This window comes from Pseudomonas sp. 1121_17, from assembly GCF_052850745.1.
This window is the reverse complement of sequence record NZ_VXCX01000004.1, coordinates 134134-153751: the sequence shown is the minus strand read 5'-3', so window position 1 is coordinate 153751 and position 19618 is coordinate 134134. Positions and strand designations below refer to the sequence as shown.

The 19618-nt window shown below is 63.5% G+C and carries 20 protein-coding genes; 4 read left to right on the top strand and 16 right to left on the bottom strand.

Annotated elements, in window-relative coordinates:
* Nucleotides 1–22: 22 nt before the first annotated feature.
* From FW789_RS10850 to FW789_RS10840, 3 genes are read left to right on the top strand one after another with little or no spacing between them, the layout of a single operon-like run.
* Entirely contained in the window at nt 23–1045 is a 1023-nt protein-coding gene (locus tag FW789_RS10850) for an alpha-ketoacid dehydrogenase subunit beta (protein ID WP_103436723.1), read from the top strand.
* Nucleotides 1042–2148, top strand: a complete 1107-nt coding sequence (locus tag FW789_RS10845) for an acetoin dehydrogenase dihydrolipoyllysine-residue acetyltransferase subunit (RefSeq protein ID WP_103436724.1) — start codon at nt 1042–1044, stop codon at nt 2146–2148. Before FW789_RS10850 ends, FW789_RS10845 begins: the two co-directional genes overlap by 4 nt.
* Before the next feature lie 49 nt (nt 2149–2197).
* Nucleotides 2198–3262: a 2,3-butanediol dehydrogenase gene (locus tag FW789_RS10840; RefSeq protein WP_225913003.1), complete on the top strand. Its 1065-nt coding sequence runs from the start codon at nt 2198–2200 to the stop codon at nt 3260–3262.
* A gap of 68 nt (nt 3263–3330) precedes the next feature.
* Here FW789_RS10840 and FW789_RS10835 read toward each other — a convergent pair whose 3' ends face one another.
* The 16 genes from FW789_RS10835 to ccoN (FW789_RS10760) form a co-directional block, all read right to left on the bottom strand.
* Nucleotides 3331–3879: an adenine phosphoribosyltransferase gene (locus FW789_RS10835; RefSeq protein ID WP_101318049.1), complete on the bottom strand. Its 549-nt coding sequence runs from the start codon at nt 3877–3879 to the stop codon at nt 3331–3333.
* A 48-nt stretch (nt 3880–3927) separates the two neighbouring features.
* The gene (fnrA, locus tag FW789_RS10830) at nt 3928–4662 is read right to left on the bottom strand and encodes a Crp/Fnr family transcriptional regulator FnrA (protein WP_101318051.1); all 735 of its coding nucleotides are present in this window, start codon (nt 4660–4662) and stop codon (nt 3928–3930) included.
* A gap of 179 nt (nt 4663–4841) precedes the next feature.
* Nucleotides 4842–6224 (bottom strand): oxygen-independent coproporphyrinogen III oxidase, encoded by a 1383-nt coding sequence (gene hemN / locus FW789_RS10825; RefSeq protein ID WP_103436726.1) that lies wholly within the window; start codon nt 6222–6224, stop codon nt 4842–4844.
* Between the two features lie 97 nt (nt 6225–6321).
* The gene (locus FW789_RS10820; RefSeq protein WP_103436727.1) at nt 6322–7005 is read right to left on the bottom strand and encodes a sulfite exporter TauE/SafE family protein; all 684 of its coding nucleotides are present in this window, start codon (nt 7003–7005) and stop codon (nt 6322–6324) included.
* Nucleotides 6998–7207 carry a cbb3-type cytochrome oxidase assembly protein CcoS gene (gene ccoS / locus FW789_RS10815; RefSeq protein WP_103436728.1) on the bottom strand — a complete coding sequence of 70 codons (210 nt, stop codon included), beginning with the start codon at nt 7205–7207 and terminating at the stop codon, nt 6998–7000. Before ccoS ends, FW789_RS10820 begins: the two co-directional genes overlap by 8 nt.
* A gap of 11 nt (nt 7208–7218) precedes the next feature.
* Complete coding sequence (locus FW789_RS10810) at nt 7219–9681, bottom strand: heavy metal translocating P-type ATPase (RefSeq protein WP_411561955.1); 2463 nt, start codon at nt 9679–9681, stop codon at nt 7219–7221.
* Nucleotides 9682–9833: 152 nt separating this feature from the next.
* Nucleotides 9834–10358: a FixH family protein gene (locus FW789_RS10805; RefSeq protein WP_103436730.1), complete on the bottom strand. Its 525-nt coding sequence runs from the start codon at nt 10356–10358 to the stop codon at nt 9834–9836.
* Between the two features lie 12 nt (nt 10359–10370).
* Complete coding sequence (ccoG, locus tag FW789_RS10800) at nt 10371–11786, bottom strand: cytochrome c oxidase accessory protein CcoG (RefSeq protein WP_186698736.1); 1416 nt, start codon at nt 11784–11786, stop codon at nt 10371–10373.
* A gap of 223 nt (nt 11787–12009) precedes the next feature.
* A complete protein-coding gene (gene ccoP, locus FW789_RS10795; RefSeq protein WP_446431435.1) occupies nt 12010–12990 on the bottom strand; it encodes a cytochrome-c oxidase, cbb3-type subunit III in 981 nt (326 codons plus the stop codon).
* A complete protein-coding gene (locus FW789_RS10790) occupies nt 12987–13184 on the bottom strand; it encodes a cbb3-type cytochrome oxidase subunit 3 (protein ID WP_101318067.1) in 198 nt (65 codons plus the stop codon). The genes ccoP (FW789_RS10795) and FW789_RS10790 overlap by 4 nt, the downstream gene beginning before the upstream one ends.
* A gap of 5 nt (nt 13185–13189) precedes the next feature.
* Nucleotides 13190–13798: a cytochrome-c oxidase, cbb3-type subunit II gene (ccoO, locus tag FW789_RS10785; RefSeq protein WP_101318069.1), complete on the bottom strand. Its 609-nt coding sequence runs from the start codon at nt 13796–13798 to the stop codon at nt 13190–13192.
* Nucleotides 13798–15240, bottom strand: a complete 1443-nt coding sequence (gene ccoN / locus FW789_RS10780) for a cytochrome-c oxidase, cbb3-type subunit I (protein ID WP_103436733.1) — start codon at nt 15238–15240, stop codon at nt 13798–13800. The genes ccoO (FW789_RS10785) and ccoN (FW789_RS10780) overlap by 1 nt, the downstream gene beginning before the upstream one ends.
* A gap of 423 nt (nt 15241–15663) precedes the next feature.
* Entirely contained in the window at nt 15664–16605 is a 942-nt protein-coding gene (gene ccoP, locus FW789_RS10775) for a cytochrome-c oxidase, cbb3-type subunit III (RefSeq protein ID WP_103436734.1), read from the bottom strand.
* Nucleotides 16602–16793: a cbb3-type cytochrome oxidase subunit 3 gene (locus FW789_RS10770; RefSeq protein WP_101322973.1), complete on the bottom strand. Its 192-nt coding sequence runs from the start codon at nt 16791–16793 to the stop codon at nt 16602–16604. Before FW789_RS10770 ends, ccoP (FW789_RS10775) begins: the two co-directional genes overlap by 4 nt.
* A 9-nt stretch (nt 16794–16802) precedes the next feature.
* Nucleotides 16803–17411 carry a cytochrome-c oxidase, cbb3-type subunit II gene (gene ccoO, locus FW789_RS10765; protein WP_101318075.1) on the bottom strand — a complete coding sequence of 203 codons (609 nt, stop codon included), beginning with the start codon at nt 17409–17411 and terminating at the stop codon, nt 16803–16805.
* A 13-nt stretch (nt 17412–17424) separates the two neighbouring features.
* A complete protein-coding gene (gene ccoN / locus FW789_RS10760; RefSeq protein WP_101318077.1) occupies nt 17425–18849 on the bottom strand; it encodes a cytochrome-c oxidase, cbb3-type subunit I in 1425 nt (474 codons plus the stop codon).
* Nucleotides 18850–18898: 49 nt separating this feature from the next.
* On the opposite strand from ccoN (FW789_RS10760), the gene FW789_RS10755 reads away from it, so the two are divergent.
* On the top strand, nt 18899–19591 hold the full coding sequence (locus FW789_RS10755) for an alpha/beta family hydrolase (RefSeq protein WP_150569711.1): 693 nt from the start codon (nt 18899–18901) through the stop codon (nt 19589–19591).
* Nucleotides 19592–19618: the final 27 nt, after the last annotated feature.

Below are 19618 nucleotides of genomic sequence, written 5' to 3'. Positions count from 1 at the left end.
TAACAACGACAGGACAATCACCATGGCAAGAAAGATCAGTTACCAGCAGGCCATCAACGAGGCCCTGGCCCAGGAAATGCGCCGCGACAGCACTGTGTTCATCATTGGCGAAGACGTCGCCGGCGGCGCCGGTGCGCCCGGCGAGCAGGACGCCTGGGGTGGCGTGCTCGGCGTGACCAAGGGCCTTTATCATCAGTTTCCGGGGCGGGTGCTGGATGCGCCGCTGTCCGAAATCGGTTACGTCGGTGCTGCTGTCGGCGCTGCCACCCAAGGCCTGCGGCCAGTCTGCGAACTGATGTTCGTCGACTTCGCCGGCTGCTGCCTGGACCAGATCCTCAACCAGGCGGCGAAGTTTCGCTATATGTTCGGCGGCAAGGCGGTGACACCGCTGGTGATGCGCACCATGGTCGGCGCCGGTTTGCGCGCAGCGGCCCAGCATTCGCAGATGCTCACCTCGCTGTGGACGCATATCCCGGGCCTGAAGGTGGTCTGCCCGTCGTCTCCGTATGACGCCAAGGGCCTGCTGATCCAGGCCATCCGTGACAACGATCCGGTGATCTTCTGCGAGCACAAGCTGCTCTACAGCATGCAGGGCGAAGTACCCGAAGAGCTCTACACCGTGCCTTTCGGCGAGGCCAATTACCTGCGCGACGGCGACGACATCACCCTGGTGACCTACGGGCGCATGGTCCATCTGGCCATGGAAGCTGCCAACAACCTGGCCCGCCAGGGCATCGATTGCGAGGTGCTCGACCTGCGTACCACCAGCCCGCTGGACGAGGACAGCATCCTTGAGAGCGTGGAGAAAACCGGCCGGCTGGTGGTGATCGACGAAGCCAACCCGCGTTGCTCGCTGGCCACCGACATCAGTGCCTTGGTCGCGCAAAAGGCCTTTGCCGCGCTCAAGGGCCCGATCGAGATGGTTACCGCGCCGCATACGCCGGTGCCGTTCTCCGATGCCCTCGAAGACCTGTACATCCCCGATGCGGCGAAGATCGAAGCCGCCGTGCGCAAAGTCATGGACGCCTCAAGGAGTGCTGCATGAGCCAGATCCATACCCTGACCATGCCCAAGTGGGGCCTGTCGATGACCGAAGGCCGAGTCGACGCCTGGCTCAAGCAGGAAGGCGAGCAGATCAACAAGGGCGACGAAGTGCTGGATGTCGAGACCGACAAGATCAGCAGCAGCGTCGAGGCGCCGTTCAGCGGCGTATTGCGCCGCCAGGTCGCCCAGCCGGACGAAACCCTGGCAGTCGGCGCATTGCTCGCCGTGCTGGTCGATGGCGAGGCGGATGAGGCCGAGATCGACGCTGTGGTCGAGCGCTTCCAGGCCGAGTTTGTCGCCAGCGCTGCCAGTGAGCAGGCGCAAGGCCCGGCACCGCAGAAAGCCGAGGTCGGCGGGCGCCTGCTGCGCTGGTTCGAACTGGGCGAGGGCGGTACACCACTGGTACTGGTGCACGGCTTTGGCGGCGACCTCAACAACTGGCTGTTCAACCACCCGGCCCTGGCCGCCGAACGGCGGGTGATCGCGCTGGACCTGCCCGGTCACGGCGAGTCGGCAAAGACCCTTGAGCATGGTGACTTGGACGAACTCAGCGGCGCCGTGTTGGCCTTGCTCGACCACCTCGATATCACCCGCGCGCACCTGGCCGGGCATTCCATGGGCGGTGCGGTGTGCTTGAACCTGGCCCGCCTGGCGCCGCAGCGGGTGGCCAGCCTGAGCTTGATCGCCAGCGTTGGTCTGGGCCGGGAGATCAATGGCGACTACCTGCGCGGTTTTGTCGAAGCGGCCAATCGCAATGGCTTGAAACCAGCCATGAGCCAACTGTTTGCCGACCAAGGCATGGTCACCCGGCAGATGCTCGAGGACATGCTCAAGTTCAAGCGCCTCGAAGGCGTCGACGCTGCCCTGCGTTTGTTGGCCGCAGCGATTGCCGATGGCGACCAGCAACGCCATGACCTGCGCGGCGTGATCGCCCAACAGCCGACTCTGGTGCTGTGGGGCAGCGAAGACGCGATCATCCCGGCCAGCCATGCCCAAGGCGTAGAGGCCGAAGCGGTGGTGCTGCCAGGGGTTGGCCATATGGTGCAGATGGAAGCTGCCGAGCAGATCAACCAGCTGCTGCAGGACTTTGTCCGCAAGCACTGATCCCGTGAGCCTGGAGAAAACAACAATGAACGACCTCAGCCACTCCCATATGCGCGCCGCCGTCTGGCATGGGCGCAATGACATTCGCGTCGAACAGGTACCGCTGCCGGCAGACCCACCGCCGGGCTGGGTGCAGATCAAGGTCGACTGGTGCGGCATCTGCGGCTCGGACCTGCACGAGTACGTGGCCGGGCCGGTATTTATCCCGGTCGAAGCACCGCACCCGCTGACCGGAATTCAGGGCCAGTGCATTCTAGGCCACGAATTCTGCGGCGAGATCGCCAAGCTCGGCGAGGGCGTCAGCGGCTACGCCGTTGGCGATTCGGTTGCGGCCGATGCCTGCCAGCACTGCGGCACCTGCTATTACTGCACCCATGGCTTGTACAATATCTGTGAAAAACTGGCCTTTACCGGGCTGATGAACAACGGTGCGTTCGCCGAGCGAGTCAACGTCCCGGCCAATCTGCTCTACCGCCTGCCCGAAGGCTTCCCGCGCGAAGCCGGCGCGCTGATCGAGCCGCTGGCGGTGGGCATGCATGCGGTGAAAAAGGCCGGCAGCCTGCTTGGGCAGAACGTGGTGGTAGTCGGGGCTGGCACCATCGGCCTGTGCACCATCATGTGCGCCAAGGCCGCAGGTGCGGCTCAGGTGATCGCCCTGGAGATGTCCTCGGCGCGCAAGGCCAAGGCCCTTGAGGTCGGCGCCAGTGCAGTGCTCGACCCGAGCCAGTGCGACGCGCTGGCTGAAATCCGCGCGCTCACCGGCGGGCTGGGTGCTGATGTCAGCTTCGAATGCATCGGCAACAAGAACACCGCCAAGCTGGCCATCGATGCGATTCGCAAAGCGGGCAAGTGCGTACTGGTGGGGATTTTCGAGGAGCCGAGCCTGTTCAACTTCTTCGATCTGGTCTCGACCGAGAAACAGGTGCTGGGTGCCTTGGCCTACAACGGCGAGTTTGCCGATGTGATCGCCTTCATCAACGATGGCCGCCTGAACATTCAGCCACTGGTGACCGGGCGCATCGGCCTGGAGCAGATCGTCGAGCTGGGCTTTGAGGAGTTGGTCAACAACAAGGAGCAGAATGTGAAGATCATCGTCTCGCCAGGCGGGCGTTGATTTACACAGGCTGACCTACACGGGGAGATGCGCTGGCCGCCAGCGGCCAGCGCAGATCAGGCAGGCCCCTAGTATTCGCTCAGGGAAAACTCGGTCAGGCAGAAGGTCGGCACGCCTGCGTCCTGCAGCCGTTGCGAGCCTTCCAGCTCCGGCAGGTCGATGATCGCCGCCGCTTCGAATACTTGCGCGCCGGTGCGACGGACCAGGTTGGCTGCTGCCAGCAAGGTGCCGCCGGTGGCAATCAGGTCATCGAAGATCAGCACCGAGTCGCCTTCACACAGGCTGTCGGCGTGCACTTCAAGAAACGCCTCGCCGTACTCGGTCTGATAGCCCTCGGACAGCACATGCGCCGGTAGCTTGCCCTGTTTGCGGAACAGGATCAGCGGCTTGTTCAACTGGTGGGCAATGATCGACCCGATCAGAAAACCGCGCGCATCCATGGCACCGATATGGCTGAATTCGGCCTCGACATAGCGCTCGATGAACCGGTCGGCCACATAGCGCAGGCCGCGCGGCGACTGGAACAACGGGGTGATGTCACGGAAGATCACACCCGGCTTGGGAAAGTCCACTACCGGGCGGATCAGGGCTTTGAGGTCGAAAGTGTCGCTGTACATGAGGGGTATCCTGAGAAATCTGGCCGCAAGTATACCCCGTCAACTGGCTCAGGCGTCGATTGCGCCGCCGGCCAGTGCGCACAGCTGGATCGGGTCGAGGATATGCACTTCCTTGCCCTCGGCCGTGATCAGGCCGTTTTGCTGGAAGCGCGTGAACACCCGCGACACGGTTTCCACAGCCAGGCCCAGGTAGTTGCCGATCTCGTTGCGCGACATGCTCAGACGGAACTGGTTGGCCGAATAACCGCGTGCGCGGAAGCGCGCCGACAGGTTGACCAGGAAGGTGGCGATGCGCTCGTCAGCGGTTTTTTTCGACAGCAGCAGCATCATTTGCTGGTCGTCGCGAATCTCCCGACTCATCACCCGCATCAGCTGACGGCGCAACTGCGGCAGTTGCACCGACAGTTCGTCGAGGCGCTCGAAGGGGATCTCGCATACCGAGGTGGTTTCCTGGGCCTGGGCCGATACCGGGTAGGCCTCGGTGTCCATGCCCGACAGGCCGACCAGCTCGCTGGGCAGGTGGAAGCCGGTGATCTGCTCCTCGCCGCTGTCGCTCAGGCTGAAGGTCTTCAGGGCACCGGAGCGAACCGCATAGACCGAGCCAAAATCGTCGCCCTGGCGGAACAGGAATTCTCCCTTTTTCAGCGGGCGGCCGCGTTTGACGATTTCATCCAGCGCATCCATGTCCTCAAGGTTAAGGGACAATGGCAGGCACAACGGGGCCAGGCTGCAATCCTTGCAGTGGGCCTGGTTGTGTGTGCGCAGTTTTACTGGCTCGGACATTTCAATCGATCCTTGTGGGAAATCACACATAAGCCGTAAGGATAACCGACGGCATGGCTTGAGGGCCAGCCTGCACTTTTTTGTGCAGGCTGGCGGGGCTGCAGCGTGGTGTCGCGCAGCCCGTCCTCAGCCAATGATGTGCCTGCCCCACAGGGAAGTCCATGCGCTGCTTGGTCGCGTCAGATCACCCGCGAGAAACGCTGGCGATTGTGTTGCGCCAGGTAGGCATCGAACACCATGCATACCGAGCGGACCAACAGGCGCCCGGCCGGCAGGACCTTGATGCCCTTGCTGTCGAGACGGATCAGACCGTCGCTGTGCATCGCCTGCAGTTGCGGCCATAGCTCATTGAAGTAACCACGAAAATCGATCGTGAAGGTGCGTTCTATCTGTTCGAAGTCCAGTTCGAAATGGCAGATCAATTGCTGGATCACCGCCCGGCGCAGGCGATCATCCTGGTTGCATAGCAGCCCGCGCTGGGTTGCCAGTTGTGCGTTGGAGAGGAGCTCCTTGTAAGTGTTCAGGTCGCTGCTGTTCTGGCAGTACAGATCGCCGATCTGGCTGATGGCCGACACCCCGAGGCCGATCAGGTCGCAATGACCGTGGGTGGTGTAGCCCTGGAAGTTGCGCTGCAGGGTGCCTTCTTCCTGGGCGATGGCCAGCTCGTCGTCGGGCAGGGCAAAGTGGTCCATGCCGATGTAGCGGTAACCCGCTGCGGTCAGTTGCTCGATGGTGGCGTGGAGCATTTCCAGCTTGGCTGCCGGGGCCGGCAGGTCGTTGCTGTCGATGCGCCGCTGGGGCATGAAGCGCTCTGGCAGGTGCGCGTAGTTGAACACCGAAAGGCGGTCAGGCTGCAGCCGGATCACTTCGTCGACGGTGCGGGCGAAGCCCTCCGGGGTCTGCTTGGGCAGGCCGTAGATCAAGTCCAGGTTGACCGAGCGGAACTGCAAGGTACGCGCCGCCTCGATCAGGGCGCGGGTCTGCTCCAGGCTCTGCAGGCGGTTGACCGCACGTTGCACCACTGGGTCGAGGTCTTGCACACCGAGGCTGACCCGGTTGAAGCCCAGTTCGCGCAGCAGGCCCATGGTCGACCAATCGGCTTCACGCGGGTCAAGCTCGATGCCGTAGTCGCCGGAGTCGTCGTCGAGCAGGTTGAAGTGCTCGCGCAGGCTCGCCATCAGCTGACGCAATTCGACATGGCTGAGGAAGGTCGGCGTGCCGCCACCAAAGTGCAGCTGTTCCACACGTTGGTTAGGTTCCAGATGACAGGCGATCAGCTGAATTTCCTGTTGCAGGCGCTGCAGGTAGGGCAGGGCGCGGGCGCGGTCCTTGGTGATGACCTTGTTGCATGCGCAGTAGTAGCAGATGTTGGCGCAGAACGGCACGTGCACATACAGCGACAGCGGCCGTACCGCGCGGCGGCTCTCGCGCAGGGCATGTAGCAGGTCGAACGAACCCACTTCGCTGTGCAGTTGCAGAGCGGTTGGGTAGGAGGTATAGCGAGGGCCGGCCAGGTCGTAACGGCGGATAAGGTCGGCGTCCCAACGAAGTTCGTCGAGCATGTGGAATAGTCCCCGGATAGGAGCAGCAGTGTCCGAAGTCTATGGGCGTCTGTAGGAATCTGTTTTGATTTGTATCAACGCGCCTCGCGAGGCGCGCTCAGTGGCCCATCAGCCAGTGCTGGTGCGGGCCGGGCAGGGTCCACAGGCCAAACACGATCACCAGCAGGCCACCGGCCACGCGCACACTGCGTTTGCGCAGCAGCCGATTGACCCGCTCGGCGGCCAGCCCGGTGGCGAGCAATACCGGCCAGGTGCCGAGGCCGAATGCCAGCATCAGCGCCGCGCTGTAGCCGGCATTGCCCTGGCTCGCCGCCCACAACAGGGTGCTGTAGACCAGCCCGCACGGCAGCCAGCCCCACAGTGCACCGAGCAGCAGCGCCCGCGGCAAACTCGACACCGGCAACAAGCGTGTTGCCAGCGGTTGAATATGCCGCCACAGGCCACGGCCCAGTGCTTCGATGCGGGTCAGCCCGCTCCACCAACCGGCCAGGTACAGGCCCATGGCGATCAACAGCAACGCCGCGATCGCCCGCAACACCTGCGCTGCCGGGCTGCTGGCCACGGCCCAGCCGGCCATGCCCAGCAGCAGGCCGGCGCTGGCATAGCTGAGTACGCGGCCGAGGTTGTAGGCCAGCAACAAGCGCAGCCGGCGGCCGCGTTGTTCTGCCGGAATGGCCAGAGTCAGCGCGCCCATCAGGCCGCCGCACATGCCCAGGCAGTGGCCGCCGCCAAGCAGGCCGAGCACCAGGGCCGAGCCTAGCAGGGGCAGCAGTTCAAACACGGGGCGGGGTGTCCTCATCTGCGGGCTTGGTGTCGTGCTTGACCGCCGCTTGATGGCCTGGGTCCTGGTCATCGAAGAGGATGCTGTGCGCCGGGCTGTCGAGGTCGTCGTACTGGCCGCTGTCGACGGCCCAGAAGAAGATGTAGATGGCCACGCCAACGATCAGCAGGGCTGCGGGAATCATGATGTACAGCGCAGGCATGGCGGTCTCGCTCAGTGAAGGATGGTCGCGCCGGCAACCGCCTCGACGCGGGCCGTGCTGGCGGGCGCGAGGTCGGGCAGGCGGGTCAGGCGCAGGGCGTTGAGCACCACCACCAGCGAGCTGACCGACATGCCGATGGCGGCCCACACGGGGGTGATCCAGCCCAGCGCCGCGAACGGCAACATCAGGCCATTGTACAAGGTTGCCCAGGCCAGGTTCTCGACGATTATCCGCCGCGTGCGGCGTGCCAGCAGCAGCGCCTGGGCCAGCGCTTGCAGGCGGTTGGACAACAGCACCGCATCGGCGCTGGTTTTTGCCAGGTCAGTGGCCGAGCCCATGGCAATGCTGATGTCCGCTGCAGCCAGCACGGGCACGTCATTGACCCCATCACCGAGCATCAACACCTTGCACCCTGCGGCCTGCAAGGCGCGCAGGCGGGCCAGCTTGTCGTCGGGGCGCAGGCCGCCAACCGCCTGATCGATGCCCAGTTGTGCGGCCACCTCGGCGACCATTGGCGAGCTGTCGCCAGACAGCAGCAAGGTCTGCCAGCCGCGCGCCTTGCAGGCGTCGAGCAAAGCCTGGGCGTCATCGCGCAGGCGGTCGTCCAGGCCAAACCAGGCCAACGGCCCGTGGGTATCGCCGAGCAGCAGCCACTGGCCACGCGGCTCGGGCAGCGGCGGTGGCTCGCTGCCGCTCAGGGCACAGACGAAACTGGCCTGGCCGATGCGCATGTGCTGGCCGTCGAGTTGGCCTTCCAGGCCCAGCCCGGGCACGTTCTGCACTTCTTCGGCGGGCCGCGTGCTGCGGCCGAAGGCGCGCGCGATCGGGTGCTCCGAGCGGTTTTCCAGCGCGGCGGCGAGGGTCAGGCACTGGTCGCTGCCCAGCGTGCCCAAGGGGCGGATGCTGCGCAGGGTCAGGCGGCCTTCGGTGAGCGTGCCGGTCTTGTCGAAGATCACCGTGTCGATCTGGTTGAGGCCTTCCAGCACATGCCCGCGTGTCACCAGCAGGCCAAGCTTGTGCAGGGTGCCGGTGGCGGTGGTCAGCGCGGTCGGGGTGGCCAGCGACAGGGCGCAGGGGCAGGTGGCGACGAGCATCGCCAGCACGATCCAGAATGCCCGGCTCGGGTCTAGTTGCCACCAGAGCAGGCCGATGGCGACTGCGGCCAACAGCGTGAATAACAAGAACCACTGCGAGGCGCGGTCGGCGATCTGCGCCAGGCGCGGCTTTTCGGACTGGGCGCGTTCCAGCAGCCTGACGATGGCGGACAAGCGCGTGGCCTGGCCCAGCGCTTGGACCTCGACGGTCAGCGTGCTTTCGATGTTCAAGGTGCCGCCGGTGACGTGATCGCCCGGGCTGCGCGCCAGCGGCAGGTACTCGCCGGTGAGCAATGACTCGTCGATGCTCGAACGGCCCTCGACAATCCGTCCGTCCGCCGGGATCACCGCGCCGGGCAGCACCTGCACCCGGTCGCCGCAGTTGAGTTCGGCCAGCAGAATGCGCTCGCTGCGCCCCTCGCTGTCCAGGCGCAAGCACGAGGCCGGCAGCAGGTTGACCAGTTGCGCAGTGGCCGCCGCCGTGCGCTCGCGGGCGCGGCGTTCAAGGTAACGACCAGTCAGCAGAAACAGGGCAAACATGCCGACCGTGTCGAAGTACAGCTCGCCGCTGCCGGTGATCGCCGTCCAGATTCCGGCGCAGTAGGCCAGGGCGATGGCCAGCGACACCGACACATCCATGGTCAGGTGGCGGGTGCGCAGGTCGCGCGCGGCGCCTTTGAAAAACGGCGCACAGCTGTAGAACACGATCGGCGTGGTCAGAAACAGCGCAACCCAACGCAGAATGGTGTGCAACTCGGGGCTGAGGTCGATGTTGAATTCAGGCCAGGTGGCCATGGTCGCCATCATCGCCTGGAACCACAACAGCCCAGCCACACCGAGGCGGCGCAGGGCGCTGCGGTTCTCCCGCGCAAGCTGCTCGGCGGCCTGGTCGGGCTGATAGGGGTGGGCGGCGTAGCCGATCTGGCGCAGCTCGGCCATCAACTTCGACAGCGGCAGTTGCAGGTCGTCCCAGCTCAGCAGCAGGCGGTGGTTGGACAGGTTCAGGCGGGCGTCGGCCACGCCTGGCACATTGCGCAGGTGTTTCTCGATCAGCCAGCCGCAAGCGGCGCAACTGATGCCTTCGATCATCAGCACCGCTTCGGCCTGGCCATGGTCATGGCGGACGAAGCCTTGCTGAACATCGTTGCGGTCGTACAGCGCCAGTTCGTCCTGCAACTGCTGGGGCAGGGCCTCTGGATTGGCGCTGGTTTCGCTGCGGTGCTGGTAGTAGTGCTCAAGGCCGCCAGCAACGATGGATTCGGCAACGGCCTGGCAACCGGGGCAGCAGAATGCGCGCAGCTCGCCCAACACCTTGGCGTTGAAGCGGCTGCCGGCAGGGACCGGCAGGGCGCAGTGGTAGCACGGGTTGGGCTGAGTCATCACATCATGGCCTTACTAAAACCGCAAAGTTGCACGCATCCCCGTAGGAGCGGCCTTGTGTCGCGAAAGGGTCGCGAAGCGGCCCCAGGATTCATGCCGCGGCCACAATTGCCGGGCCAGCTTCGCTGGCCTTTCGCGACACAAGGCCGCTCCTACAGGTGCTCGGCGCCCTGGATGGCTTCATCGCCGAGCTGGAGGGTTACGCCGTGCTCGACTTTCTCTTCCTCGAACAAGCGCCAGATGTGGCCATCTTGGCTGCCCAGCAGCTCGACAAAGCGCCGGCCCTCGACCTTGTCGTCCAGTTGGCCAACATAGCGGCCTGCTTCGCTGCGCGCCAACTGGACCTTGCGGTCCTTGTCCGGCTGGGTCGGCGAGATCAGGTTGAGTTCCAACGTCTGCGGGTCGCTGTTGCCGCTCAGACGCAGCTCGACCTCGCCGGTCAGCTCATCGAGGAACACGCTGGCCTTGAGGTTGAGAGTCTGCGCCAGCAGTTCGCGGTCGAGCGAGCGGTTGATGCCTTTGCCGGCCTCGTAGTAGTTGTCGTTGACCAGATTGTCCGGGTTGCGCACGGCAATGCTGACCATGGTCAGGCTCAGGCACACCGAGGTGGTGAGGATGCCGATGAGGATCCAGGGCCAGAGGTGCTTGTACCAGGGGCTGGCGGCAGTAGCAGGCATGGAGCGGGTTCCTTAGCGAATTTGCGGGCCGATGAAACGGCTCTTGGCTTCAACCTGGGTGCCATTGTCGTCGGCGTCCTTGAGGGTGAAGATGACTTCGTTGGTGGTCGACGGCAACTGCTCGGGGGCCACCGACAGCTGCACCGGCAGGCTGACGATATCACCGGCCTCGACGCGGATCTCGCGCCGGCCTTGCAGTTGCAGGTCTGGCAGGCCGCTGGCCTCGAGCACGTAGACGTGATCGCGCTGGTCCTTGTTCATGACTTTGAGGCTGTACACGTTCTCGATCTGCCCCTGGGCGTTTTCGCGGTACAGCACGCGGTCCTTGCTGACATCGAACCCCACCAGCGAGCGGGTGGCAAAGGCCGTGGCCAGGGCGCCGATCATCACCAGCAGGACTACTGCATAACCGATCAGGCGCGGCCGCGCCATGTGCGTCTTCTGCCCGGACAGGTTGTGTTCGGTGGTGTAGCTGACCAGGCCGCGTGGGTAGTTCATCTTGTCCATGATGGTGTCGCAGGCGTCGATGCAGGCAGCGCAGCCGATGCACTCGACCTGCAGGCCGTCACGGATGTCGATGCCGGTCGGACACACCTGCACGCACATGGTGCAGTCGATGCAGTCGCCCAGGCCTTGCGCCTTGTAGTCGGCGTCTTTCTTGCGCGGGCCGCGTAGTTCGCCGCGGCGCGGGTCATACGAGACGATCAGGGTGTCCTTGTCGAACATCACGCTCTGGAAGCGCGCATACGGGCACATGTAGATGCACACCTGTTCACGCAACCAACCGGCATTGCCGTAGGTGGCCAGGGTGAAGAAGCCGACCCAGAAGTAGGCCCAGCCATCGGCTTCGCCGGTGAAGAATTCCACGAGCAGTTCGCGGATCGGCGAGAAGTAACCGACAAAAGTCACCCCGGTGACGAAACCAATCAGCAGCCACAGGCTGTGCTTGGCGGTCTTGCGAGCGAGCTTGTTGGCGCTCATTGGCGCCTTGTCGAGCTTCATGCGCTGGTTGCGGTCACCCTCGGTGATTTTCTCGCACCACATGAACACCCAGGTCCACACGCTCTGCGGGCAGGTGTAGCCGCACCAGATGCGCCCGGCGAATACGGTGATGAAAAACAGGCCAAAAGCGGCGACGATCAGGATGCCCGACAGCAGAATGAAATCCTGCGGCCAGATGGTGGTGCCGAAGATGTAGAACTTACGCTCGGGCAGGTTCCACCAGACAGCCTGGTGGCCGCCCCAGTTCAGCCACACGGTGCCAAAGTAGAGCAGGAACAGCAGCGCGCCGCCGACCATGCGCAGCCTGCGGAACACGCCGGTGAAGGCGCGGGTGTAGATCTTGGCACGGGAGGCATAGAGGTCGACGGAATCCTTTCCCTTATTGGCAGGCGGGGTCACGTCATGTACCGGAATGTGCTTGCTCATCATCGAGTCCCACGGCAGTGGAGAAGTGCCGCGGCCAGTGCATGCCAGTCGCGGTCGTGCGCCTGGTGCTGACGCTCTGCGGCCTATGATACGCCTGTGCTGGCGAGGTCGGACCGTACTGCGACGTTATGTCGCGTTGGGTTTGCTTGTGAAATGGTGTAGGTGCGATTGTCAATTGATCCAGGTCAGCCGAGGTGCAAACGCCTCGGCTGACCTGGCTGGATTACGGCTTGGCAGGCTCGGCGGCTTCCTGCTGCGACAGGCTGTACACATAGGCGGCCAGCAGGTGCACCTTGTCATTGCCTTGCAACTCGGCCTGGGCCGGCATCTGGCCCTGACGGCCGTAGCGGATGGTCTGCTGCAACTGGGCGAAGCTTGAGCCGTAGATGAACCCCTGCGGATGGGTCAGATCAGGTGCGCCCATGGCCGGCGTACCCTTGGCCTCGGACCCGTGGCAGGCGACACAGTTGGTGGCGAACAGTTTCTGGCCGTTGGCAGGGTCTGCCTTGATGCCCTCGGGCAGCTTGCGCCCGTCCAGCTTGGTCAGGACAAAGGCGGCCACATCAGCCACACCTTGCTCGCCGAGCACCTCGGCCCAGGCCGGCATCACGCCGTGGCGGCCGTTCATGATCGAGGCCTTGATCGTCTCCGGCTCGCCACCCCAGCGCCATTCGCTGTCGGTCAGGTTAGGGAAGCCATAGGCGCCCTTGGCGTCGGAACCGTGGCACACCGAACAGTTGGAGGCGAACAACCGGCCACCCATTTTCAGCGCCTGCGGGTCCTTGGCGACTTCTTCGATCGGCATCGCGGCAAACTTGGCAAAGATCGGCCCAAAGCGGGCATTGGCCTTGGCCATTTCCTTTTCCCACTCGTGCACGCCGGTCCAGCCCGCCTCACCGTTGCTGAACTCGGTCTGCTTGTCGTTATCGAGGTAGCTGTAGCCTGGCAGGATGCCTTTCCAGTTGCCCAGGCCTGGGTACAGCACCAGGTAACCAAGGGCAAAGATGATGGTGCCGACAAACAGCCAGAACCACCATTTGGGCAGCGGGTTGTCGTATTCCTCGATGCCGTCGAAGGCGTGGCCGACGGTCTCGTCGGTGATGTCCTCGCGCTGGCCCTTGCGGGTCGACAGCAGCAGCCAGGTGAGGGCGAAGATCGTGCCCAACGTCAGCACGCTGACGTACAGGCTCCAGAAGGTAGTCATTGTTGTTTGCTCCTAGACGCTTTTGCTTGCGCTTGCTCGACGTGCTGGCTGGCTTCGGGGTCATCGGCAAAAGGCAGTTGCGTGGCCTCGTCGAAGTCGCGCTTGCGGCGTGGGCTGAACACCCACAGGGCGAGGCCGACGAACGCTACCAGTACCACCACGGTGCCCAGGCCACGGATCATTCCGATATCCATCAGCGTCACCGTTTGCTTTTGATGATGGTGCCAAGGCCTTGCAGGTACGCCACCAGCGCGTCCATCTCGGTCTTGCCCCTGACCGCGTCGGCAGCGCCGGCGATGTCGGCATCGGTGTACGGCACGCCCAGGGTGCGCAGCACTTCGAGCTTTTTCGCGGTGTCCTTGCCATCGAGCTTGTGCTCGACCAGCCACGGGTAGGACGGCATCTTCGACTCGGGTACGACGTTGCGCGGGTTGTACAGGTGCGCGCGGTGCCAGTCATCCGAGTAACGCCCGCCGACCCTGGCCAGGTCCGGCCCGGTGCGCTTGGAGCCCCACAGGAACGGGTGGTCCCAGACGCTTTCGCCGGCGACCGAGTAGTGCCCGTAGCGCTCGGTTTCGGCGCGGAATGGCCGGATCATCTGCGAGTGGCAGCCTACGCAGCCTTCGCGGATATAGATATCGCGGCCTTCCAGCTCCAGCGCGGTGCGCGGCTTCATGCCTTCGACCGGCTTGTTGGTAACGTCCTGGAAAAACAGCGGGACGATCTGGGTCAGGCCACCGATGCTGACGGCAATGACCATGAAGAAAGCCAACAGGCCGATGTTCTTCTCGACTGCTTCATGCTTCATCAGTGCGCTCCCACAACGACGATCTTGGCGGCGGCTTCAGCTTCTGTGGCATCCGCTGCACGTACTGTGCGCAGCACGTTGTAAGCCATCAGCAACATCCCCGAGGCGAAGAACGCACCGCCCACTGCGCGGACGATATAGCCCGGGTGGCTGGCCTGCAGCGCCTCGACGAACGAATAGGTGAGGGTGCCGTCATCGTTGATCGCACGCCACATCAGGCCCTGGGTAATGCCGTTGACCCACATCGAGGCGATGTACAGCACGGTGCCGATAGTGGCCAGCCAGAAGTGCGCGTTGATCAGGCCGACGCTGTGCATCTGCGCCCGGCCGTAGAGCTTGGGAATCATGTGGTAGATGGCGCCGATCGAGATCATCGCCACCCAGCCGAGCGCACCGGCGTGTACGTGGCCGATGGTCCAGTCGGTGTAGTGCGACAGCGAGTTGACCGTCTTGATCGCCATCATCGGCCCTTCGAAGGTCGACATGCCGTAGAACGCCAGCGACACCACGAGGAAGCGCAGGATCGGGTCGGTGCGCAGTTTGTGCCAGGCCCCGGACAGCGTCATCATGCCGTTGATCATGCCGCCCCAGCTCGGCGCCAGGAGGATGATCGACATGACCATGCCCAGCGACTGCGCCCAGTCGGGCAGGGCGGTGTAGTGCAAGTGGTGCGGGCCGGCCCAGATGTAGAGGGTGATCAGCGCCCAGAAGTGCACGATCGACAAGCGGTACGAGTAGATCGGCCGCTCGGCCTGCTTGGGCACGAAGTAATACATCATGCCGAGAAAGCCCGTGGTCAGGAAGAAGCCCACCGCGTTGTGCCCGTACCACCACTGGATCATCGCGTCGGTCGCACCGGCGTAGGCCGAGTACGACTTGAACAGGCTCACCGGCAGCGAGATGTGGTTGACAATGTGCAACATCGCGGTGACGACGATGAAGGCGCCGTAGAACCAGTTGCCGACATAGATGTGCTTGGTCTTGCGCTTGACGATGGTGCCGAAGAACACCACGCCGTAGGTGACCCAGACGATCGCCAGCAGAATCGCGATCGGCCATTCAAGCTCTGCGTATTCCTTGGTGGTGGTGTAACCCAATGGCAGGGTGATCAAAGCGCTGACGATGACCGCCTGCCAGCCCCAGAAGGTGAACGCCGCCAGGCTGTCGGAAATCAACCGCGTCTGGCAGGTGCGCTGCACCACGTAATACGAGGTGCCAAACAGCGCACAGCCACCGAAGGCGAAGATCACCAGGTTGGTGTGCAGCGGGCGCAGGCGGCCGAAGCTGGTCCAGGGCAGGTCGAGGTTCAGTTGCGGCCAGACCAGTTGCGAGGCGATGAACACCCCGAGCCCCATGCCAAGGATCCCCCAGACCACCGTCATGATGGCGAACTGGCGGACGACCTTATAGTTATAAGCAGTCGGACTGATTGCTGTGCTCATTCTAAGGTTCCACGGTTTGAATATTCTTGTTGGTTGAAAATCGGCGCCAGTATCGGTAACCCCTGGGGGTATGGCAACGCAAGGCTCCTCGCGCCGACCCGTGTCCACACCCTGCATGCTGCCGTCCCGCAGCGCTTGGGTCTGGATGATTGTACACAAATAAATATTTGTTATGTGTACCGTTTCTCGACTTTTTCTGATCGATCGGTCAGGCTTTTTCGGGCCTGTCTGGGTAGGTCGGATACCCTCCCAAAGCCGTAGCTTGAACCGCCCAAAGTCGGCCCGGCGTCAGGCGCTATGGGACGTGCGAGTAGGGCGTTGCCGCCTTGGCATCTAGCTTAGTTGTGTTCGGAGGGGGTGCAAGCGAGGTGGGCGGAGTGGAGAAGCGGGGAAAGCCGGGGCCGTGAAACGGCCCCGAGGGTGTTACTTGGCGGTCACGGTCTGGGCCGGTTGCGGTTGCGACAGGCTGTACACGTAGGCAGCCAGCAGGTGGACCTTGTCGTGGCCCTGAATGTCAGCCTGGGCTGGCATCTGGCCCTGGCGGCCGTAGCGAATGGTCTGCTGCAACTGGGCGAAGCTGGAACCATAGATGAACGCCTGTGGATGGGACAGGTCAGGTGCGCCCATCACTGGCGTGCCTTTGCCTTCCGGTCCGTGGCAGGCAACGCAGTTGCTGGCGAAGATCTGCTGGCCTTTGGCTGGATCAGCCTTGACCCCTTCAGGCAGCTTGCGGCCGTCCATGTTGGTCAGCACGAACGCCGCCACATCCGCCACGCCCTGCTCACCGATCACCTCCGCCCAGCCCGGCATGACGCCGTGGCGGCCGTTCATGATCGAGGCCTTGATGGTTTCCGGGTCGCCGCCCCAGCGCCAGTCGCTGTCGGTCAGGTTGGGGAAGCCGTAGGCACCTTTGGCGTCCGAGCCGTGGCACACCGAGCAGTTCGAGGCAAACAGGCGGCCGCCCATTTTCAATGCTTGCGGGTCCTTGGCCACTTCTTCCACCGGCATGGCGGCAAACTTGGCGAAGATCGGCCCGAAGCGGGCGTCGGCCTTGTCCATCTCGCGCTGCCATTCATCGACCTGGGTCCAGCCATTCTCATAGCCCGGCAGGATGCCCTTCCAGTTGCCCAGGCCTGGGTACAGGATCAGGTAGCCGACGCCGAAGGCGAGGGTGCCGACGAACAGCCAGAACCACCACTTGGGTAGCGGGTTGTCGTACTCCTCGATGCCATCAAAGCTGTGGCCCATGGTCTGGTCGGTGGTGTCCTTGCTCTGGCCCTTGCGGGTGCTGAGCAGCAGCCACGTCAGGCCGATCAGGCTGCCGATGGTCAGTACGCTGATGTACGTACTCCAGAAGGTGGTCATTGCCCGTTACTCCTCATTGCAGGCTCCTGCCCGGCAGGGGGCAGGCGGTCATCGTCGAAGGGCAGCAGGCGCGCTTCAGCGAAATCACGGTCACGGCGACGGTTGAACACCCACAGGCTCAGGCCGATGAAGGCGATCATCACCACCAGGGTGCCGAGGCCGCGGATCATGCCGATGTCAATTGACAGTTCCATTGCTTACCTCTTGTTCTTGATCGCAGTGCCGAGCACCTGCAGGTAGGCGACCAGCGCGTCCATCTCGGTATGGCCCTTGACGGCGTCACGGGCACCGGCGATATCCGCGTCGGTGTAAGGCACGCCGAGGGTGCGCAGGGCGCGCATCTTGGTCTCGGTGTGGCTGTTGTCGACCTGGTCGGCGACCAGCCATGGGTACGACGGCATCTTCGACTCGGGGACAACGTTGCGCGGGTTGTACAGATGCGCGCGGTGCCAGTCGTCCGAGTAGCGTCCGCCGACCCGGGCCAGGTCCGGCCCGGTGCGCTTGGAGCCCCACAGGAACGGGTGGTCCCAGACGCTCTCGCCGGCGACCGAGTAGTGCCCGTAGCGCTCGGTCTCGGCGCGGAACGGCCGGATCATCTGCGAGTGACAACCGACGCAGCCTTCTCGAATGTAGATGTCGCGGCCTTCCAGTTGCAGTGCGGTGTACGGCTTCATACCCTCGACCGGCTTGTTGGTGACGTCCTGGAAGAACAGCGGGACGATCTGGGTCAGGCCGCCGATACTGACGGCCAACACCATCAACACTGCCAGCAGGCCGACGTTTTTCTCGATGACTTCATGTTTCATCAGGCAACTCTCCTCAGGCCAACTGGGCGTTCGCAGGGGCGGCGGCTGCATCCGGTGCGCGCACCGTGCGCCAGGTGTTCCAGGCCATCAGGAACATACCGCTGAGGAAGATCGCACCACCGACGAAGCGCACGATGAAGCCTGGGTGGCTGGCCACCAGTGTTTCGACGAAAGAGTAGGTGAGGGTGCCGTCGGCGTTGACCGCGCGCCACATCAGGCCCTGGGCGATGCCGTTGACCCACATCGAGGCGATGTACAACACGGTGCCGATGGTCGCCAGCCAGAAGTGCGCATTGATCAAACCAATGCTGTACATGCGCTCTTTGCCCCAGATTTTCGGGATGGTGTGGTACAGCGCACCGATGGAAATCATCGCAACCCAACCAAGCGCGCCGGCATGGACGTGGCCGATAGTCCAGTCGGTGTAGTGCGACAAGGCGTTGACGGTCTTGATCGCCATCATCGGCCCTTCGAAGGTCGACATGCCGTAGAACGCCAGCGACACCACCAGGAAGCGCAGAATCGGGTCGCTGCGCAGTTTGTGCCAGGCGCCCGACAGGGTCATCATGCCGTTGATCATGCCGCCCCAGCTTGGCGCGAGCAGAATCAGCGACATGACCATGCCCAGCGACTGCGCCCAGTCAGGCAGAGCGGTGTAGTGCAGGTGGTGCGGGCCGGCCCAGATGTACAGGGTGATCAGTGCCCAGAAGTGCACGATCGACAGCCGGTAGGAATACACCGGGCGTTCGGCCTGCTTGGGTACGTAGTAGTACATCATGCCGAGGAAGCCTGCGGTCAGGAAGAAGCCCACCGCGTTGTGGCCGTACCACCACTGCACCATGGCGTCGGTTGCGCCGGCATACACCGAGTAGGACTTGGTCAGGCTGACCGGGATTTCCAGGTTGTTGACGATGTGCAGCAGCGCCACGGTGAGGATAAACGCACCGAAGAACCAGTTACCCACATAGATGTGCTTGGTGGTGCGCTTGATCAGCGTACCGAAGAACACGATCGCGTAGGCCACCCAGACAATGGTGATCAGGATGTCGATCGGCCATTCCAGCTCGGCGTATTCCTTGGAGCTGGTGTAGCCCAGCGGCAGGCTGATCGCGGCGAGCACGATCACCAGTTGCCAGCCCCAGAACGAGAATGCCGCCAGGCGCGGCGCGAACAGGGTGGTCTGGCAGGTGCGCTGCACCGAGTAATACGAGGTGGCAAACAGCGCGCAGCCGCCGAAGGCGAAGATCACTGCGTTGGTGTGCAGCGGCCGCAGGCGGCCGAAGCTGGTCCACGGCAGGTCGAAGTTGAGGGCAGGCCAGGCGAGTTGGGCAGCGATGAAAACGCCGAGCCCCATCCCGACGATTCCCCACACCACCGTCATAATGGCGAATTGGCGGACCACCTTGTAGTTGTAGGCGGTTCTGGGTGTTGTGTTCATGTATGGGTTCCCATCCACGGTTATAGGCAGACTAAACAGCGAGGCAAGAATGAGAGATGGGCAAAATGCCGGTATTGACGGGGATCAATGGGCGCAAGTGACAAATGTTTCAGGCTTGCGCTGCGATCTGCCGCAAGCCGGTGGCGAGCAGGGCTATGTGGGGTGTTTGATCCTGGCCCACGGTGCTGGCGCACCGATGGACAGCGGGTTCATGAACGACATGGCGCAAAGGCTGACAGGGCAAGGGCTGGCGCTGCTGCGCTTCGAGTTCCCGTACATGGCCGAACGGCGCGCAACAGGCGGCAGGCGGCCACCTAACCCGCAGAAGGTTTTGCTTGAATGCTGGCGCGAGGTGTATCAACAGGTGCGACCATTGGTCACAGGGCCGCTGGCGATTGGCGGCAAGTCAATGGGCGGGCGCATGGCCAGTTTGCTGGCCGATGAACTGCAGGTAGATGCACTGGTGTGCCTGGGATATCCGTTCTACGCAGCGGGCAAGCCGGAAAAGCCGCGGGTCGCGCACTTGGCTGAACTGCAGACACCGACCTTGATTGTGCAGGGCGAGCGCGATGCCCTGGGCAACCGGGAAACGGTCGCGGGATACCAGCTGTCGTCAGCCATCGAACTGTGCTGGCTGGCGGCGGCGGATCATGACCTCAAGCCGCTGAAAGCGTCGGGATTCACCCATGAACAGCACCTGCAAACCACCGCAGAACGGGTTGCCCGCTTCATCCAGCGCTGAGCAGCAACTCAGCAGGCGCCGCGCCTG

Excerpts from the sequence above, each read along its gene's own strand:
- ccoO (WP_101318075.1), bottom strand. The coding sequence starts at position 17,411 with ATGAAACATGAAGTCATCGAGAAAAACGTCGGCCTGCTGGCAGTGTTG.
- ccoS (WP_103436728.1), bottom strand. The coding sequence starts at position 7,207 with ATGCCTGCGCTGTACATCATGATTCCCGCAGCCCTGCTGATCGTTGGC.
- fnrA (WP_101318051.1), bottom strand. The coding sequence starts at position 4,662 with ATGTCCGAGCCAGTAAAACTGCGCACACACAACCAGGCCCACTGCAAG.
- ccoO (WP_101318069.1), bottom strand. The coding sequence starts at position 13,798 with ATGAAGCATGAAGCAGTCGAGAAGAACATCGGCCTGTTGGCTTTCTTC.
- FW789_RS10810 (WP_411561955.1), bottom strand. The coding sequence starts at position 9,681 with ATGACTCAGCCCAACCCGTGCTACCACTGCGCCCTGCCGGTCCCTGCC.
- FW789_RS10790 (WP_101318067.1), bottom strand. The coding sequence starts at position 13,184 with ATGGATATCGGAATGATCCGTGGCCTGGGCACCGTGGTGGTACTGGTA.
- FW789_RS10840 (WP_225913003.1), top strand. The coding sequence starts at position 2,198 with ATGCGCGCCGCCGTCTGGCATGGGCGCAATGACATTCGCGTCGAACAG.
- ccoN (WP_103436733.1), bottom strand. The coding sequence starts at position 15,240 with ATGAGCACAGCAATCAGTCCGACTGCTTATAACTATAAGGTCGTCCGC.
- FW789_RS10755 (WP_150569711.1), top strand. The coding sequence starts at position 18,899 with ATGAGAGATGGGCAAAATGCCGGTATTGACGGGGATCAATGGGCGCAA.
- ccoG (WP_186698736.1), bottom strand. The coding sequence starts at position 11,786 with ATGAGCAAGCACATTCCGGTACATGACGTGACCCCGCCTGCCAATAAG.
- FW789_RS10845 (WP_103436724.1), top strand. The coding sequence starts at position 1,042 with ATGAGCCAGATCCATACCCTGACCATGCCCAAGTGGGGCCTGTCGATG.
- hemN (WP_103436726.1), bottom strand. The coding sequence starts at position 6,224 with ATGCTCGACGAACTTCGTTGGGACGCCGACCTTATCCGCCGTTACGAC.
- ccoP (WP_446431435.1), bottom strand. The coding sequence starts at position 12,990 with ATGACTACCTTCTGGAGCCTGTACGTCAGCGTGCTGACGTTGGGCACG.
- FW789_RS10835 (WP_101318049.1), bottom strand. The coding sequence starts at position 3,879 with ATGTACAGCGACACTTTCGACCTCAAAGCCCTGATCCGCCCGGTAGTG.
- ccoN (WP_101318077.1), bottom strand. The coding sequence starts at position 18,849 with ATGAACACAACACCCAGAACCGCCTACAACTACAAGGTGGTCCGCCAA.
- FW789_RS10805 (WP_103436730.1), bottom strand. The coding sequence starts at position 10,358 with ATGCCTGCTACTGCCGCCAGCCCCTGGTACAAGCACCTCTGGCCCTGG.
- ccoP (WP_103436734.1), bottom strand. The coding sequence starts at position 16,605 with ATGACCACCTTCTGGAGTACGTACATCAGCGTACTGACCATCGGCAGC.
- FW789_RS10850 (WP_103436723.1), top strand. The coding sequence starts at position 23 with ATGGCAAGAAAGATCAGTTACCAGCAGGCCATCAACGAGGCCCTGGCC.